The following is a 16,798-nucleotide window of genomic DNA, read 5'->3' on the forward strand; positions in this document are numbered from 1 at the left end:
GAGCCACGGCTGGAACCGCGACGGCCCTCGGGACGGGGCCGACGCAGGAGAAGCGAGAGCGAGCACTCATGCACCACCCCACCTCGGATCACCCCGCCACCGCCAAGAGCGTGGCCGCACTGGCACAGGAACGCTTCGCCGACGGCGCGAATTTCATCGCGGGCCGCCTCGTCAAGGGCACGTCGGGCCAGAACCACGCGGTCGTCGACCCGGCCACCGGCGAGGAGGTCCACACGTACGAGCTGGCGGGCACCGCCGACGTGGACGCCGCCGTCGCCGCCGCCCGCGCGGCCTTCCCCGGCTGGTCGGGGGCCACGCCCGGCGAGCGCTCCGACGCCATGCACAGGTTCGCCGCGGTGCTCGACGAGAAGGCCGAGGAATTCGCCCTGCTCGAGTCGCTCCAGTGCGGCAAGCCGCTCAAGCTGAGCCGCGAGTTCGACGTGCCGGGCTCGGTCGACAACGCCGCGTTCTTCGCGGGCGCCGCCCGTCACCTGGAGGGGCGGTCCGCGGGCGAGTACAGCGCCGACCACACCTCGTACGTGCGTCGCGAGCCCATCGGGGTCGTCGGCTCCATCGCGCCGTGGAACTACCCGCTGCAGATGGCCGCCTGGAAGGTGCTCCCGGCGATCGCGGCGGGCAACACGATCGTCCTCAAGCCGGCCGAGCTGACCCCGTTCACCTCCCTGCTCTTCGCGCAGGCCGCCACCGAGGCGGGCCTCCCCGACGGTGTCGTCAACGTCGTCACCGGAGCGGGCAAGGATGTCGGCGAACACCTCGTCGGCCACCCGGACGTCGCCATGACCTCCTTCACCGGCTCCACGGGCGTCGGCAAGCGGGTCGCCGAGATCGCCACGGCCACCGTGAAGCGGCTCCACCTGGAGCTCGGCGGCAAGGCCCCGTTCCTCGTGTTCGACGACGCCGACCTCGACGCCGCCGTGCACGGCGCGGTCGCCGGCGCCCTCATCAACACCGGGCAGGACTGCACCGCCGCCACGCGCGCGTACGTGCAGCGTCCGCTCTACGACGCCTTCGTGGAGAAGACGGCCGCCCTCATGGAGACCGTCCGCCTCGGCGACCCGTTCGCCCCCGACACCGACCTCGGGCCGCTCATCTCGCACGCCCAGCGCGACCGCGTCGCCGCATTCGTCGACCGGGCGCGCGGGTACGCGCGCGTGGTGACCGGCGGCGAGGCCCCCGGCGGCGATCTCGCGGCCGGCGCGTACTACCGGCCGACGCTGATCGCCGACGCCGCGCAGGACAGCGAGATCGTGCAGTCGGAGATCTTCGGGCCCGTCCTCGTCGTGCTGCCGTTCGACAGCGACGACGAGGGCATCGCGCTCGCGAACGACACCCCCTATGGGCTCGCCGCCTCCGCCTGGTCCACCAACGTGTTCCGCGCCAACCGCGCCACGCGTGAGATCAAGGCGGGCTGTGTGTGGGTCAACGACCACATCCCGATCCTCAGCGAGATGCCGCACGGCGGCTACAAGGCGTCCGGCTTCGGCAAGGACATGTCCGCGTACTCCTTCGACGAGTACACGCAGATCAAGCACGTCATGTTCGACAACACAGCGGTGGTGCGCAAGGACTGGCACCGCACGATCTTCGGGGACCGACCGTAACGATCATCCGGCTACGCCGGGTGGCCAGGCCGTCCGACCAGCGGCCGCCTACCTCCCGAAAGGGCAACCACGCGCATGGAGCAGTACGAGCCCGACAGCCTGTCCCCGGCCCAACTGGCCGCCATGCACCGCAGCTTCAGGAACGGCAGGGCCGCGATGTCCCGCCGTTCCCTGATGCGGGCCTCGGCCGGCGGCGCGCTCGCCCTCGGCGGGCTCGGCGCCCTCACCGGCTGCGGCATCCCGGCGGCGAGCAAGTCCTCGGGCGGCATCTCGTCCGAGGACCACTCGGCCAAGGAGAAGGTGATCAACTTCTCCAACTGGACCGAGTACATCGACATGAGCGACGACGAGAAGCACCGTCCGACGCTCGAGGCCTTCACCAAACGCACCGGCATCAAGGTCAAGTACACCGAGGACATCAACGACAACGTCGAGTTCTTCGGCAAGATCAAGCCGCAGCTCGCCGCGGGCCAGGACACCGGCCGCGACATCATCATCCTCACCGACTGGCTGGCCGCGCGCCTGATCCGCTACGGCTGGGTGCAGAAGCTCGACCCGGCCAACCTGCCGCACGCGTACACCAACCTCGCCTCCCAGTTCCGCAACCCCGACTGGGACCCGGGCCGCGCCTACTCCTACCCCTGGCAGGGCATCGCGACGGTCATCGCGTACAACACCAAGGCCACCGGCGGGAAGGAGATCACCTCGGTCTCGCAGCTGCTCGACGACCCCAAGTTGAAGGGCCGGGTCGGGCTGCTGTCCGAGATGCGCGACACCATCGGCATGACGCTCATCGACATGGGCAAGGACCCCGCCGACTTCACGTCCGACGACTTCGACGCGGCGATCGCGCGCGTCCAGAAGGCCGTCGACAAGAAGCAGGTGCGCCGCTTCACCGGCAACGACTACATCTCCGACCTCAGCAAGGGCGACCTCGCGGCCTGTCTCGCCTGGGCAGGTGACGTCGTGCAGCTCCAGGCGGACAACCCGCACGTCAAGTTCGCGATTCCGGACGCCGGTTACATCTCGTCGACCGACAACATGCTGGTGCCCAACAAGGCGCGTCACAAGACGAACGCCGAGAAGCTCATGGACTACTACTACGAGCCGGCGGTCGGCGCGGAGCTCGCGGCCTGGATCAACTACGTCTCGCCGCTGGAGACGAGCATCGTCAAGCCGGAACTCGCCAAGATCGACAAGGACGTGGCGAACGATCCGCTGATCGTCCCCGACAAGAAGATGTCGGCGAAGGCGCACGGCTTCCGCTCCCTGACGGCCAAGGAAGACACGGCGTTCGAGCAGAAGTTCGCCCAGCTCACCGGCGGCTGATCCACCGCCCTCCGCCCTTCGCCCCCACCGGCACCGCACCGCCCCTGCCCGCACCGACTTCTTGGACTCACCATGACGACCTTCACGACGTCGGAGACCGGCGGAGACGTCCGTCTCTCCGGGATCAGCAAGACGTACGACAACGGCTTCACCGCCGTCCAGCCGCTCGACCTCACCGTGCCCGAGGGCTCCTTCTTCGCGCTGCTCGGCGCGTCCGGCTGCGGCAAGACCACGACGCTGCGCATGATCGCCGGGCTCGAGGACCCCACCACCGGCACCGTGCACCTCGGCGACCAGGACGTCACGTCCCTGCCCCCGTACAAGCGCCCGGTGAACACCGTCTTCCAGTCGTACGCGCTCTTCCCGCACCTCGACATCTACGAGAACGTCGCCTTCGGCCTGCGCCGCCGCGGCATCAAGTCGGTGAAGAAGCAGGTCGAGGAGATGCTCGACCTGGTGCAGCTCGGCGAGCACATCCGCAAGAAGCCGCAGCAGCTCTCCGGCGGCCAGCAGCAGCGCGTCGCCGTGGCCCGCGCGCTCATCAACCACCCCAAGGTGCTCCTCCTCGACGAGCCGCTCGGCGCCCTCGACCTCAAGCTGCGCCGCCAGATGCAGCTGGAGCTCAAGCGGATCCAGACCGAGGTCGGCATCACCTTCGTGCACGTCACGCACGACCAGGAGGAGGCCATGACGATGGCCGACACCGTCGCTGTGATGAACGCGGGCACCGTCGAGCAGCTCGGCGCCCCCACGGACCTGTACGAGAACCCGGGTTCGACGTTCGTCGCGAACTTCCTCGGCACCTCGAACTTCATCGAGGCCGAGATCGCGGGCCGGGCCGGCGACGACCTCACCCTCAAGGCGGGCGACTGCAAACTCGTCCTGCCCGCCGCCCGCAACTCCGCCCGCACCACGTCGACCGGCGACAAGCTGCTCCTCGGCGTGCGCCCCGAGAAGATCTCGCTCACGCACGCCGACGACGCGGGCGAGATCCCCGAGGGCCGCAACCGGATCACCGGCCGCATCGCCGACTCCTCGTTCATCGGCGTCTCCACGCAGTACGTCGTCGACAGCCCGCTGTGCGACTCCTTCGAGGTCTACGCGCAGAACATCGAGCGCGACAGCCGCCTCGCCCCCGGCGCCGAGGTCGTCCTGCACTGGAACCCGGCGCACACCTTCGGACTCGATGCAGCCCAGGACATCGACGCGGGCGCCGCGAAGGTCTCGGAGGACGCCGCCGCATGAGCACGACACTCTCCGACGCGCCCCCGGCGGCGCCCGCTCCCACGGAAGAGCCGCGCAGGCCCCGCAAGCGCGGCCGCCTCGTCCCGTACTGGCTGCTGCTGCCCGGCATCCTCTGGCTGGTGATCTTCTTCGCCCTGCCGATGGTCTACCAGGCGTCGACCTCCGTACAGCAGGGGTCACTTGAAGACGGCTTCAAGGTCACCTGGCACTTCGCCACGTACTGGGACGCGCTGTCCGAGTACTGGCCGCAGTTCCTCAGGTCCGTCCTGTACGCGGGCCTCGCCACGGTCCTGTGCCTGCTGCTCGGCTACCCGCTCGCGTACCTCATCGCGTTCCGCGCGGGCCGCTGGCGCAACTTCATCATGATCCTGGTGATCGCCCCGTTCTTCACCAGCTTCCTGATCCGTACGCTCGCGTGGAAGACGATCCTCGCGGACGGCGGCCCGGTCGTGGGCGTGCTCAACTCGCTGCACGTCCTCGACGTCACGAGCTGGCTCGGCATGACCGACGGCAGCCGGGTGCTCGCCACCCCGCTCGCGGTGGTGTGCGGACTCACGTACAACTTCCTGCCGTTCATGATCCTGCCGCTCTACACCTCGCTCGAGCGGATCGACGGGCGGCTGCACGAGGCGGCGGGCGATCTGTACGCCTCGCCCGCGACGACGTTCCGCAAGGTGACGTTCCCGCTGTCGATGCCCGGCGTCGTCTCCGGCACGCTGCTGACGTTCATCCCCGCGGCCGGCGACTACGTCAACGCGGACCTGCTCGGCTCCACCGACACCCGCATGGTCGGAAACGTCATCCAGACGCAGTTCCTGCGCATTCTGGACTATCCGACGGCGGCGGCGCTCTCCTTCATCCTCATGGCGGCCATTCTCGTCATGGTCACCTTCTACATCCGTCGTTCCGGGACGGAGGACCTCGTCTGATGCGCTGGCTGCGAAAGAACCTCGTCGTCATTGCGGGCCTGATCACGCTCGGCTATCTGCTGCTCCCGAATCTCGTCGTGACCGTCTTCTCCTTCAACAAACCGAAGGGCCGCTTCAATTACGAGTGGCAGGCGTTCTCGACGGACGCCTGGAAGAACCCGTGCGGCGTCGCCGACATGTGCGGATCGCTCTCGCTCAGCCTCCAGATCGCGCTGTGGGCCACGATCGGGGCGACCGTCCTCGGCACGATGATCGCCTTCGCGCTGGTCCGCTACCGGTTCAGGGCGCGCGGCGCGATCAACTCGCTGATCTTCCTGCCGATGGCCATGCCGGAGGTCGTGATGGCGGCCTCGCTGCTCACGCTCTTCCTCAACATGGGCGCCCAGCTGGGCTTCTGGACGATCCTCATCGCCCACATCATGTTCTGCCTCAGCTTCGTGGTGACCGCGGTGAAGGCGCGCGTGATGTCGATGGACCCGCGCCTGGAGCAGGCGGCGCAGGACCTGTACGCGGGGCCCGTGCAGACCTTCCTGAGGGTCACGCTGCCGATCGCCGCGCCCGGTATCGCGGCGGGCGCGCTGCTCGCCTTCGCGCTGTCCTTCGACGATTTCATCATCACCAATTTCAACGCGGGCTCGACCGTCACCTTCCCCATGTTCGTATGGGGTTCGGCGCAGCGCGGCACGCCCGTCCAGATCAATGTCATCGGTACGGCCATGTTCCTGGTCGCCGTACTGTGTGTGCTGGTTGCAATGACCATCGGAAAGCGCAAGAACAAAACCGCTTGATGCGCACTGTGTTGTGAGGGAGTTGGAATCATGGCCGCACGTGCCATGAATCGCTGGAAGAATTCACCGGTCTCTCTGGAGGCGCTGGCCGACGCCAAGCCGGTCGCCTACTGGCTCGACGACCCCGGCCGCCCCGATGCCCGCCCGGCCCTGACCGGGGACGAGCGCTGCGATCTGCTCGTCGTGGGCGGCGGCTACAGCGGGCTGTGGACGGCGCTCATCGCCAAGGAGCGCGACCCCGACCGCGACGTGGTCCTCGTCGAGGGCCGCGAGATCGGCTGGGCCGCCTCCGGGCGCAACGGCGGGTTCTGCGCCGCCTCCCTCACGCATGGCACTGCCAACGGGCTGGCCCGCTGGCCCGACGAGATCAAGAAGCTGGAGGAGCTGGGCGCCGCCAACCTCGACGCCATCGAGGCGGCGGTCGCCCGCTACTCCATCGACTGCGACTTCGAGCGCACCGGCGAACTCGACGTGGCGACCCAGCCGCACCAGGTCGCCGAACTGCGCGAGTTCCACGGCGAACTGCGCGAGGCGGGCCTCGCCGACGGCGTCGAACTCCTCGACGCCGACCAGACCCGCGAACAGGTCGACTCGCCCACCTTCCTCGGCGCGATGTACGACCGCGACGGCGTCGCCATGCTGCACCCGGCGAAGCTCGCGTGGGGCCTCAAGCGCGCCTGCGTCGACCTCGGCGTGCGGGTCTACGAGAACACCCCCGCCACGGAGCTGTCGTCGAAGGGCGCGGGCGTCGCGGTCCGCACCCCGTACGGCCGCGTCTTCGCCCGGCACGCCGCGCTCGCCACGAACGTCTTCCCGTCGCTCGTCAAGCGCACCCGCGCGTACACGGTCCCGGTGTACGACTACGCGCTGATGACGGAGCCGCTGAGCGCGGAGCAGCTGGCCTCGGTCGGCTGGAAGAACCGGCAGGGCCTCGGCGACTCCGCCAACCAGTTCCACTACTTCCGGCTGTCCGCGGACAACCGGATCCTGTGGGGCGGCTACGACGCGATCTATCCGTACGGCGGCCGGGTGCGGGCCGAGCACGACCACAGGCCCGAGACGTACGCGAAGCTGGCGGGACACTTCTTCACGTGCTTCCCGCAGTTGGAGGGGCTGCGCTTCACGCACGCGTGGGGCGGCGCCATCGACACCTGCTCGCGCTTCTCCGCGTTCTTCGGCACGGCGCACGCGGGCCGGGTGGCGTACGCCGCCGGGTTCACGGGCCTCGGCGTCGGCGCGACCCGGTTCGGCGCCGACGTGATGCTCGACCTGCTGTCGGGCGAGCGCACGGAGCGCACGGAGCTGGAGATGGTGCGCAAGAAGCCGCTCCCGTTCCCGCCGGAGCCCTTCGCGTCCACCGGCATCGCCCTCACCAAGTGGTCCCTGGCCCGCGCCGACGAGAACGGCGGCCGCAGGAACCTGTGGCTGAAGGCCATGGACGCGGTCGGCCTGGGCTTCGACAGCTAGCGTTCCACCCCCGCGCGCCTCCCCGCGGCCACCGGCGTGCGCCCCGGTCGAAGACGGCGGAGAAAATTCACTGCCTTCAGGCAACCGAAGTCGCGTAATGCTCGGCCCGGTTCGCCCTCTCGTTCGTGACGATCAGCGTCGATCTGAACGAGGAGGCCCCGTCATGACTGGCTCGGGGGACAAGGCCGCCGTCGAGTGGCTGGTGTCCGTGGCACCGGATCCGGACGCCTGCCGGTGGGAGTGGGAACGCAATCCGCACGGGGTGGCGCTGCTGCCCGCGGGCGAGCGGTGGGACGTGCTGATCCTGCCGGGGGAGTTGGGCTACCCGACGCTCGACGTGCTGCGCCGGGTGCTCGACCGGCCGGGGCCCGTGCTCGCGGACTTCGGCGCCGCGCGCATGGGCTTCTTCGTGCCTCCGGGCACGGCGGCCCGCTGGCTCGGCACCGGCGTGCGCGCGGCCGGGCGCGGCACCTGGATCGTGGTGCCGTACCCGGGCCGGCTCGCCGGCGGCGTGCGCTGGCTCGTGCCGCCGGACGGCTCGGGCACGCTCACGGACCCGGCGCTCCTGGAGCTCGCCATGCACGAGGCGGCGGCCCAACTGGCGCGGGACGAAGAGGAGTAGGGGAGACCGGACCCTTGACAACTCAATTGGTCTGGACCAAGTTGGGCGCGCTCCACGGTGCTCGTTTCCCCGCCATGCCCGGAGGCAGCCATGTCCCGCTCCAGACCCCTTCGTCCCCGCAGGGCGCGCACGGCCCTGACCGCGCTCACCGCCGCCGCGCTCGCCGCGACCGGTCTCACCGCCCTGTCCACCACCGCGACCGCGGCCGACGCCGACCTCGCCCGCAACGGCGGATTCGAGTCGGGCCTGGACGCCTGGACCTGTACGTCCACCACCGGCAGAAACGTCAACTCACCCGTCCACGGCGGCACATCGGCCCTCCAGGCCACCCCGACCGCCGCCGACAACGCCCAGTGCGCCCAGACCGTCACCGTCAAGCCCGACTCCACGTACACGCTGTCCGGGTACGTCCGCGGCAGCTACGTGTACCTCGGCGCGAGCGGCACCGGCACCACCGACGTGTCGACCTGGACCCCGTCGGCCGCCGACTGGCAGAAGCTCACGACCACCTTCCGCACTGGCCCCGCCACGACCAGGGTCACGATCTACACGCACGGCTGGTACGGCAGCCCCGCCTACACCGCCGACGACATCAGCCTGCTCGGGCCCGGCGCCGACGCCCCGGCGCCGCCTGCCGCGCCCACGGGCCTCAAGGCATCGGCCGTCACCGCGACCAGCGTCGGCCTGTCCTGGTCGGCGGTGCCGGGCGCCACGGGCTACGCGGTGTACCGCAACGGCGCCAAGGATCGGACGGTCACCGGGACCTCGGCCACGGCGACGGGGCTCACGCCCGACACCGCGTACAGCTTCCAGGTCACCGCCCTGAACGACGCGGGCGAGTCCGCGAAGTCGGCGCCGGTGACGGCGACGACGGCCCAGGGCCCCGGCGGCGAGACCGGCGGTGACCTCCCGGCGCACGCCCTCGTCGGCTACCTCCACGCGAGCTTCGCCAATGGGGCCGGGTACACCCGCCTCGCCGACGTACCCGACAGCTGGGACGTCATCGACCTCGCCTTCGGCGAACCCACCTCGACGACCTCCGGGGACATCCGCTTCGACCGCTGCCCGGCCACCGAGTGCCCCGGCGTCGAGTCGGACGCCGACTTCAAGGCCGCGATCAAGGCCAAGCAGGCCGCGGGCAAGAAGGTCCTGATCTCCATCGGCGGCCAGAACGGCCAGGTCCAGCTCACCACGGCCGCAGCCCGCGACACCTTCGTCTCCTCCGTCTCGAAGATCATCGACGAGTACGGCCTCGACGGCCTGGACATCGACTTCGAGGGCCACTCCCTCTCCCTCGACGCGGACGACACCGACTTCAAGAATCCCAAGACCCCGGTGATCGTGAACCTGATCTCGGCGGTCAAGACCCTGAAGGCCAAGTACGGCTCCGACTTCGTGCTGACCATGGCCCCTGAGACGTTCTTCGTCCAGCTCGGCTACCAGTACTACGGCACCGGCAAATGGGGCGGCCAGGACCCGCGCGCCGGAGCGTATCTCCCGGTCGTCCACGCGCTGCGCGACGACCTGACGCTCCTCCACGTCCAGGACTACAACTCCGGCTCGAGCATGGGCCTCGACAACCAGTACCACTCCATGGGCGGCGCCGACTTCCACATCGCCATGACGGACATGCTGCTCACCGGCTTCCCGGTCGCGGGCGACGCGAACAACGTCTTCCCGCCGCTCCGCCCCGACCAGGTCGCCATCGGCATGCCGGCCTCCACCCAGGCGGGCAACGGCTACGTGTCACCCGCGGAGACGACCAAGGCCCTCGACTGCCTCACCAAGAAGACCGACTGCGGCTCGTACACCACCCACGGCACCTGGCCCGCCCTGCGCGGCCTGATGACGTGGTCGATCAACTGGGACCGCTTCAACTCCTGGCAGTTCCAGAAGACGTTCGACGGCTACTTCGGCTGATCGCGTACGCCGCCGCGCACAGCAGCAGCACCGCCACGCACCAGCTCCCCACCACGTCCGCCGGCCAGTGGTAGCCCTGGTGGACGAGGCCCAGGCCCACGGCCGCGTTCAGGAGGGCGCAGCCGTGGGGCAGGAGGCGGTGGTGGAGGAGGAGGGCGCAGAGGCCGTAGGCGACGGCGGCCGTCGCGGCGTGGCCCGAGGGGTAGAAGCCCGTGTCCGGGGCCATCGGGGGCGGTCCGGGCCGGGCGAGGAGGGACTGGAGCGGGGCCACGAGCGCGGGGACGAGCGCCATTGCGAGGACGGCGACGAGCGCGGGGAACCAGGCGCGGGTGCGCCACACGACGTACGCGAGGGTGACGGCGAGGACCGGGAGCGCGACCGACATGTTGCCGAGGTCCGCGAGGAATTCGGCGGGGCCCGAGGGGATCGGGCCGGTGCGGATCGCGTCACCGAGCCGCTCGTCGTACGCGAGGAGGGGGCCTTCGGCAGCGACCTGCCAGGTGAGTACGGCGAAGAGAAGGGCCGCGAAGAGGGCCGAAAAGATGGCCGGCCGGTTCGGAACAGGGGGGGTGGTTCCGAACCGGCCGTGCTGGTCGGCGTGTCGCGCGCCCCGGGGGGTTTGGGGCGAGCGATCGTCCGACCGGTGAGGAGTTCCGGAGCCGGAAGCTCCGGGTGTGTGCGCGAGGGCACGACCAGGGCGAAGCTGGGGAGGCCTCGACCCGGTTTCGCCCGCAGTCTCCTGCGAGCGGGGTGTTTCTCTCATCTGCAGAAACCGTACGGCAGGGGCTCAGGGTGCGACAGCCGGTTCGGCAACATCCCATCGCCCCCGCACAGCTTCTTCACACGCCCCGACCGTCGTCGCAGGTCACGGAAGCGTCGCGGTCCGCGTCGTCACGATCGGGCGGTGTGACTCCTGTTGTCGGAGCGCCTTTGAGGGGGCCGACAACAGGAGGGCGCTCAGAGCGCGGCGAAGGCGTTCTCGATGATGTCGAGGCCCTCGTTCAGGAGCTCCTGGCCGATGACGAGCGGCGGCAGGAAGCGCAGCACGTTGCCGTAGGTGCCACAGGTGAGGACGAGCAGGCCCTCGGCGTGGCAGGCCTTGGCGAGCGCGGCGGTGGCCTCCGGGTTCGGCTCCTTGGTGGCCGGGTCCTTGACCAGCTCGACGGCGATCATGCCGCCGCGGCCGCGGATGTCGCCGATGACCGGGAACTTCTCCTGCATCGCCGACAGGCGCGTCTTCATCGTCGACTCGATCTCCTTCGCCTTGGCGTTGAGGTCGAGCTCCTTCATCGTCTCGATGGCGCCGAGCGCACCGGCACAGGCCACCGGGTTGCCGCCGTAGGTGCCGCCGAGGCCGCCCGCGTGCGCGGCGTCCATGATCTCGGCCTTGCCGGTGACGGCGGCGAGCGGCAGACCGCCCGCGATGCCCTTGGCGGTCGTGATCAGGTCCGGGACGATGCCCTCGTCCTCGCACGCGAACCACTGGCCGGTGCGGCAGAAGCCGGACTGGATCTCGTCCGCGACGAAGACGATGCCGTTGTCGGCGGCGAACTGGCGGATGGCGGGCAGGAAGCCCTTGGCCGGCTCGATGAAGCCGCCCTCGCCGAGCACCGGCTCGATGATGATCGCGGCGACGTTGTCCGCGCCGACCTGCTTGGAGATCTGCTCGATGGCCTGCTTGGCGGCCTCGGGCCCGGCGTTCTCGGCGCCGGTCGGCCAGCGGTAGCCGTACGCGAGCGGGGCGCGGTACACCTCGGGGGCGAACGGGCCGAAGCCGTGCTTGTACGGCATGTTCTTCGCGGTCAGCGCCATCGTCAGGTTCGTACGGCCGTGGTAGCCGTGGTCGAAGACGACGACCGCCTGGCGCTTGGTGTAGGCGCGGGCGATCTTGACGGCGTTCTCGACGGCCTCGGCGCCCGAGTTGAACAGGGCCGACTTCTTGGCGTGGTCGCCCGGCGTCAGCTCGGCGAGCGCCTCGGCGACCGCGACGTAGCTCTCGTACGGCGTCACCATGAAGCAGGTGTGGGTGAAGTCCTGGAGCTGGGCGGAGGCGCGGCGGACCACGGCCTCGGCGGAGGCGCCCACGGAGGTCACGGCGATGCCGGAGCCGAAGTCGATCAGGCGGTTGCCGTCGACGTCCTCGATGATGCCGCGGTCGACCTTGGCGGTGAAGACCGGCAGCGTGGAGCCCACGCCGGCGGCGACGGTGGCGTTCCTGCGGGCCTGCAGCTCCTGCGACTTCGGGCCGGGGATGGCGGTGACGACGCGGCGCTCCTGCGGGATGTCGCTCATGCGGGGCTCCTGGTTCTGGAATCCGGTCCCGGTTTCGCCGGGGCTGCTTTCGGGGGGTTTCCCGCAGGTTATGGGCGGGGGAGCGGGGCGGTCATGCTCCATCCGGGCAGGGTCGGCGATGTGTGTTGTCCGTCTTGGACAGGTGTGGGTTCGTCACCGGTGCCGGGCCATGGGGCGCGTATGCGGTGAACTCCCCTGGTGCGGGCATTAGATTGAGGCCCGATCGACGCACACGGCACGGACGGACCGGCAGGTCAGGGGGCTACGTCATGGACAGCGACGGCGGCACGCAGGAGACGCGGGGCGCGGGCGGTGAGGAGCTGCGGGCCACGGCGGTGCCGCGCCCCGCGCGACCGCCCCGGCCCGTCGCCCCGCCGATGCCCCGGCAGGCCCCGAGCGCACCCCGCGGCTCGGTGGCCGAGTGGCTCGCCGCGCGGCGCCCCAAGGCCCAGCCGGGGGTGTGGCGGTACGAGTACGAGCCCCGGCCGCCCCAGCAGGACACGGCCGCGGTCGGCCGCAAGCTGCTGCTGTGGATGGCGGTGTCGTTCCTGGTCGGCGTGTTTCTGTGGAGCCTGTGGCGGCGCGGCACGCTGCCGTACCAGTGGGCGCCGCTGAAGATCTTCACGCCGGACGAATGGTGGTTCCCCGGCACGACGTCGCCGCGCGACCCCAAGGCGTACGACGCGCTCGTCGTCTACGAAGGGGTGGCCTTCGGGCTGCTCGTCCTTCTGGTGGGCCGGTTCGGGGCCTGGGCCGAGGGCATCAAGCACTTCGTCGTGAACCGCCCGCAGCCGGCCCGCGCCGTCATCGCCTCGGTCGCCGCCGTGGGCGTCCTCGTCTTCGTGTGGCCGGACGCGCTGGGCCTCGACTGGCGGCCGCTGCCGATCGCCGACCCGGTCCTCTCCCTCGTCGTCCTCGTCACCGGTGGCTACGGCTTCTTCCAGGTCCCGGTCCTCGCCTATCTGCTGTACGCCCTGATCACGCTCGCGGTGCTGTGGCCCTTCGCCCGGATCGGCGGCTGGCTCGAGGCGTTCTCCGCGCGCCGCGCCAGGCAGGCCCCGCCCCGCCCCACCGCGCCGCCCGCGCAGGCGAACTGGGCGCAGCTGCGCGACGCCGGCCAGGACCGGGCCGCCGACGTGCTCACCGCCGAGGTCGCGGGCGGCCGCATGAACGACGTCGACTGCGCCCGCGTCACCCACGCCTGGCGCACCACCGCCGACCCGGCCGCCTTCACCAAGACCGTCGTCGAGCAGGGCGCCGGCGCGTGGGCGCACCCCTCGGGCCAGCGCGATCTGCCGGGCCGCGCCGCCGCCCACGACCTGCTCGTCGGCCAGGTGCGGATCGGCTCCTACGCGCGGGACGAGCGCAACCCGTACGCGCTGCGTGGCGCGGGCGTCGCCCTCGACCCGAGCCTGCTCGGCACCTCGCTGCTCGCCGTCGGCCCGCCCGGCGCGGGCAAGACCGCGGGCGTCGTACGGCCCGTCGTCGAGTCCCTCGCCCTCCAGGCCCTCACCCGCCAGTGCGCCGTCCTCGCGGTGTGCGCCGAGGGCACTCCGCTCGGCCCCGACGAGGCGTACGACGTGGTGGTCAGGCCGGGCGACCGGGCGTCGGTGCACGACCTCGACCTGTACGCGGGCGCCAGCGACGCCGACGAGGCCGCGGGCTTCCTCGCCGAGGGCCTGATCGGCGACCTGTCCGCCGACGAGCAGGGCGTCACCCGGCGCGCCGCCACGGCGCTCGCCCAGCTCCTCGGCCCCTACCGCGAGGCGCACGGCGCGTTCCCCGCCGTTCCCGTGCTGCGCGAACTCCTGGAGGGCGGCAGGGACGCCGTCGCCGACCTCACGGCGCGGCTCGCGGCGGACTCCCCGATGCGCCGCGAACTCGACGCGCGGCAGCGCCAGTTCGGCACCGCGAGCGATCCGGGGCCGCTGCTCGCCGACCGCCTCGCCCTCCTCGACCGGCCGGTCTTCGCGGGCGCCTTCGACCCGGACGCGGCCCGCCCGTTCTCCGTACGGGCCCTCGTCCACCACCCGCTGCGGGTCCGCGTCGACCTGCCCGAGCAGGGCCACGAGGAGGCGTCCCGACTGCTCGCCCGGCTGCTCCTCGCCCAGTTCACCTCCGTCGTACGGGCCCGTGGGCAGCGCTCGCACTTCGCGTGCATGGTCCTCGACGACGCGGCGCGCACCGTGACCCCGGAGACGGTCCGCGGCATCCAGCGGCTGCGCTCCGCGCACGCCGGTGTGGTGCTCGGCCTGCGCACCATCGGCGAGGTCGCCGAACCCCTCCAGGGGCCGCTGTACGCGGCCGTCGGCTGCCGCATGGCGTTCTCCGGCGTCACCACATGGGACGGCAGGCGCTTCGCCGAGGCATGGGGCACCGAATGGGTGGAGACCGAGGAGGTCGCGCAGCACGCCGTGTACGCGCAGGCGCCGGTGACCCGCGCGCTCTACAAGATGCGCCAGATGGTCACGGGGAAGGCCGTCACCACGGACGCCGTCACGGTCCGCAAGGTCGAGCGCGAGCGCTGGTCGGCCTCCGACCTGGCGCACGCGGTGCCGCCGGGGCACGCGGTGCTCTCGCTCACCACCGTGCGCGGGGAGCACGCGCCCCCGCTGCTCGTCGACCTGAGGGGCTGACGAGGGGCCGACCGAGGGCTGAGCGAGGGGCTGAAAAGCGTCTGAGGAAGCCCTGAGGGGCCTGAAGGTTCAGTGAGCTTCCCAGGGGCCGGGCGCCAGTGGTACGTACGGTGAGGCAGAATCAACACTGGTCGTTCATACGGACCGGCCAAAAGCTTCACAAGATCCATCTGTACGCCCGGACCCCGTGTACACCCGCTCACCCGAAGGCCTGGCCCATGCCGCCCACGCTCGCCTCGCTCGTCCACCACTCGGCGCTCAAGCTCGGCGTGCGCGCGGGCGAGCAGCACCTGGACACCCCGGTCCGCTGGGCGCACGTGAGCGAGCTCGAAGACCCCGTCCCGTACATGGAGGGCGGCGAGCTCCTGCTCATCACCGCGCTGAAGCTGGACGCCGAGGACCCCGAGGCCATGCGCCGCTACGTGAAGCGGCTCGTCGGCGCCGGCGTCGTCGGCCTCGGATTCGCCGTCGGCGTCAACTACGACGACGTGCCCGAGGCACTCGTCAAGGCGGCGCAGAGCGAGGGCCTGCCGCTGCTCGCGGTGCCGCCCCGCACGCCGTTCATCGCCATCAGCAAGGCGGTGTCCGCGGCGATCGCCGCCGAGCAGTACAAGGCCGTCACCTCCGGGTTCGCCGCCCAGCGCGAGCTGACCAAGCAGGCGCTCGGCAGCGGCCCCGAGGGCGTGCTCGCCGTGCTCGCGGGGCAGGTCGACGGCTGGGCCGCGCTGTACGACGCTTCGGGCGCCGTCGTCGCCACCGCCCCGGACTGGGCGGGCCGCCGCGCCGCCCGCCTCACCGCCGAGGTCGAGCGCCTCAGGGACCGGCCCGCCCCCGCGAGCGCCGTCGTCGAGAGCGGCTCGGACGACCGGGTCGAACTGCACTCCATCGGCACCGGACGGCGTCCCCGCGCGGCGCTCGCCGTCGGCACCGCCGCGACCCTCGGCACGGCCGAGCGGTACGCCCTGCACTCCGCGATCGCCCTCCTCACCCTCACCACCGAACGCTCCCGCGCGCTCTACGCCGCCGAGCAGCGGATCGGCGCGGCCGTCCTGCGGATGCTGCTCGCGGGCGAGCCCGACCACGCGCGGGCCGTCGCGGGCGACCTCTACGGGGCGCTGCTCGACGCGCCGTTCCGGATGGTCATCGCCGACGCCGTCGCGCCGCCGCCCAGCGGGGTGGCGCCCGCGGCCGGGACCCCGTCGACCGGGACGGCGGCGCTCCTCGCGGAGGCGGCGACCGGGGCCGGCGGGGCGGGGGCGGGGCCGCTGCCGGTCCTCGCCGACGTCGTGGAGTCCGCGGCGGCGCGCTCCGGCGAGGCGCTGCTCGTCGTGCCCGACGGGGAGCGGCTCGTGCTGCTCGCCGTCGACGGGGGAGCGGCGGCCGAGGCCTGCCTCCAGTACGCGGAGGCCCTGGAGGCCACGCGCGGCGAGAACTCCTCCGACGACGAACTGGTCATCGGCTTCTCGGCGCCCGCCGGGCCGATCGCGGCGGTCACCGCGTACAAACAGGCCGAACAGGCGCTCTCCGTCGCCCGCAGACGCGGCCGGATCCTCGTCGAGCACGAGGACGTCGCGGCGGGCTCGGTGCTGCCGCTCCTCGGCGACGACGCGGTCCGCGCCTTCGCGGACGGCCTCCTGCGGTCGCTGCGCGACCACGACGCCACGGGCCGCGGCGACCTGGTCCGCTCCCTCAAGGCGTGGCTCTCCCGGCACGGCCAGTGGGACGCGGCGGCGGCCGACCTCGGGGTGCACCGGCACACCCTGCGCTACCGGATGCGCCGCGTCGAGGAGATCCTCGGCCGCTCCCTGGACGACCCGGACGTCCGCATGGAGCTGTGGCTGGCGCTGAAGGCGACCGGGACGTAGGGCCGGTTCGGCCGGCACTCCAAAGCGGCGCTCCAAAACGGCCAATCGTCGCCCGCGACTACTCCACCCCGGCCAAACCGAGA

Annotated in this window: 12 protein-coding genes; 10 read left to right on the forward strand and 2 right to left on the reverse strand. The window is 71.4% G+C overall.

From position 1 onward, the window contains the following. Nucleotides 1-68: 68 nt before the first annotated feature. The 8 genes from ACTWJ8_RS27540 (at nucleotide 69) to ACTWJ8_RS27575 (ending at nucleotide 9,922) form a co-directional block, all read left to right on the forward strand. Entirely contained in the window at nucleotides 69-1,622 is a 1,554-nt protein-coding gene (locus ACTWJ8_RS27540) for a gamma-aminobutyraldehyde dehydrogenase (protein ID WP_356389852.1), read from the forward strand. Nucleotides 1,623-1,697: 75 nt separating this feature from the next. Continuing rightward, entirely contained in the window at nucleotides 1,698-2,951 is a 1,254-nt protein-coding gene (locus tag ACTWJ8_RS27545) for a polyamine ABC transporter substrate-binding protein (protein ID WP_356389850.1), read from the forward strand. Nucleotides 2,952-3,023: 72 nt separating this feature from the next. Next, the gene (locus ACTWJ8_RS27550; protein ID WP_443260526.1) at nucleotides 3,024-4,196 is read left to right on the forward strand and encodes an ABC transporter ATP-binding protein; all 1,173 of its coding nucleotides are present in this window, start codon (nucleotides 3,024-3,026) and stop codon (nucleotides 4,194-4,196) included. Beyond that, nucleotides 4,193-5,125, forward strand: a complete 933-nt coding sequence (locus tag ACTWJ8_RS27555; protein ID WP_443260527.1) for an ABC transporter permease — start codon at nucleotides 4,193-4,195, stop codon at nucleotides 5,123-5,125. The genes ACTWJ8_RS27550 and ACTWJ8_RS27555 overlap by 4 nt, the downstream gene beginning before the upstream one ends. Next, the gene (locus ACTWJ8_RS27560; protein WP_356389843.1) at nucleotides 5,125-5,913 is read left to right on the forward strand and encodes an ABC transporter permease; all 789 of its coding nucleotides are present in this window, start codon (nucleotides 5,125-5,127) and stop codon (nucleotides 5,911-5,913) included. Before ACTWJ8_RS27555 ends, ACTWJ8_RS27560 begins: the two co-directional genes overlap by 1 nt. 30 nt (nucleotides 5,914-5,943) lie before the next feature. After that, on the forward strand, nucleotides 5,944-7,380 hold the full coding sequence (locus ACTWJ8_RS27565; RefSeq protein WP_443260528.1) for an NAD(P)/FAD-dependent oxidoreductase: 1,437 nt from the start codon (nucleotides 5,944-5,946) through the stop codon (nucleotides 7,378-7,380). A 163-nt stretch (nucleotides 7,381-7,543) separates the two neighbouring features. Continuing rightward, nucleotides 7,544-8,002, forward strand: a complete 459-nt coding sequence (locus tag ACTWJ8_RS27570; protein ID WP_356389839.1) for a hypothetical protein — start codon at nucleotides 7,544-7,546, stop codon at nucleotides 8,000-8,002. 90 nt (nucleotides 8,003-8,092) lie between these two features. Continuing rightward, nucleotides 8,093-9,922 carry a chitinase gene (locus tag ACTWJ8_RS27575; RefSeq protein ID WP_443260529.1) on the forward strand — a complete coding sequence of 610 codons (1,830 nt, stop codon included), beginning with the start codon at nucleotides 8,093-8,095 and terminating at the stop codon, nucleotides 9,920-9,922. Here the strand turns inward: ACTWJ8_RS27575 and ACTWJ8_RS27580 are convergent. Both ACTWJ8_RS27580 and gabT read right to left on the reverse strand, forming a co-directional pair. Next, nucleotides 9,876-10,307, reverse strand: coding sequence for a phosphatase PAP2 family protein (locus ACTWJ8_RS27580; protein ID WP_443260530.1), 432 nt, complete (start codon nucleotides 10,305-10,307; stop codon nucleotides 9,876-9,878). The genes ACTWJ8_RS27575 and ACTWJ8_RS27580 overlap by 47 nt on opposite strands. A gap of 572 nt (nucleotides 10,308-10,879) precedes the next feature. Then, a complete protein-coding gene (gabT, locus tag ACTWJ8_RS27585; protein ID WP_356389833.1) occupies nucleotides 10,880-12,214 on the reverse strand; it encodes a 4-aminobutyrate--2-oxoglutarate transaminase in 1,335 nt (444 codons plus the stop codon). A gap of 269 nt (nucleotides 12,215-12,483) precedes the next feature. Between gabT and ACTWJ8_RS27590 the strand changes: the two genes are divergently transcribed. Then, nucleotides 12,484-14,850, forward strand: a complete 2,367-nt coding sequence (locus ACTWJ8_RS27590; protein WP_443260531.1) for an ATP/GTP-binding protein — start codon at nucleotides 12,484-12,486, stop codon at nucleotides 14,848-14,850. 218 nt (nucleotides 14,851-15,068) lie between these two features. Further along, the gene (locus ACTWJ8_RS27595; RefSeq protein WP_443260532.1) at nucleotides 15,069-16,715 is read left to right on the forward strand and encodes a PucR family transcriptional regulator; all 1,647 of its coding nucleotides are present in this window, start codon (nucleotides 15,069-15,071) and stop codon (nucleotides 16,713-16,715) included. Nucleotides 16,716-16,798: the final 83 nt, after the last annotated feature.

The organism is Streptomyces sp. SDT5-1, assembly GCF_052245995.1.
Classification (GTDB): domain Bacteria; phylum Actinomycetota; class Actinomycetes; order Streptomycetales; family Streptomycetaceae; genus Streptomyces.

Excerpts from the sequence above, each read along its gene's own strand:
- ACTWJ8_RS27540 (WP_356389852.1), top strand. The coding sequence starts at position 69 with ATGCACCACCCCACCTCGGATCACCCCGCCACCGCCAAGAGCGTGGCC.
- ACTWJ8_RS27575 (WP_443260529.1), top strand. The coding sequence starts at position 8,093 with ATGTCCCGCTCCAGACCCCTTCGTCCCCGCAGGGCGCGCACGGCCCTG.
- ACTWJ8_RS27545 (WP_356389850.1), top strand. The coding sequence starts at position 1,698 with ATGGAGCAGTACGAGCCCGACAGCCTGTCCCCGGCCCAACTGGCCGCC.
- ACTWJ8_RS27595 (WP_443260532.1), top strand. The coding sequence starts at position 15,069 with ATGCCGCCCACGCTCGCCTCGCTCGTCCACCACTCGGCGCTCAAGCTC.
- ACTWJ8_RS27590 (WP_443260531.1), top strand. The coding sequence starts at position 12,484 with ATGGACAGCGACGGCGGCACGCAGGAGACGCGGGGCGCGGGCGGTGAG.
- ACTWJ8_RS27580 (WP_443260530.1), bottom strand. The coding sequence starts at position 10,307 with ATGTCGGTCGCGCTCCCGGTCCTCGCCGTCACCCTCGCGTACGTCGTG.
- gabT (WP_356389833.1), bottom strand. The coding sequence starts at position 12,214 with ATGAGCGACATCCCGCAGGAGCGCCGCGTCGTCACCGCCATCCCCGGC.
- ACTWJ8_RS27560 (WP_356389843.1), top strand. The coding sequence starts at position 5,125 with ATGCGCTGGCTGCGAAAGAACCTCGTCGTCATTGCGGGCCTGATCACG.
- ACTWJ8_RS27565 (WP_443260528.1), top strand. The coding sequence starts at position 5,944 with ATGGCCGCACGTGCCATGAATCGCTGGAAGAATTCACCGGTCTCTCTG.
- ACTWJ8_RS27570 (WP_356389839.1), top strand. The coding sequence starts at position 7,544 with ATGACTGGCTCGGGGGACAAGGCCGCCGTCGAGTGGCTGGTGTCCGTG.
- ACTWJ8_RS27555 (WP_443260527.1), top strand. The coding sequence starts at position 4,193 with ATGAGCACGACACTCTCCGACGCGCCCCCGGCGGCGCCCGCTCCCACG.
- ACTWJ8_RS27550 (WP_443260526.1), top strand. The coding sequence starts at position 3,024 with ATGACGACCTTCACGACGTCGGAGACCGGCGGAGACGTCCGTCTCTCC.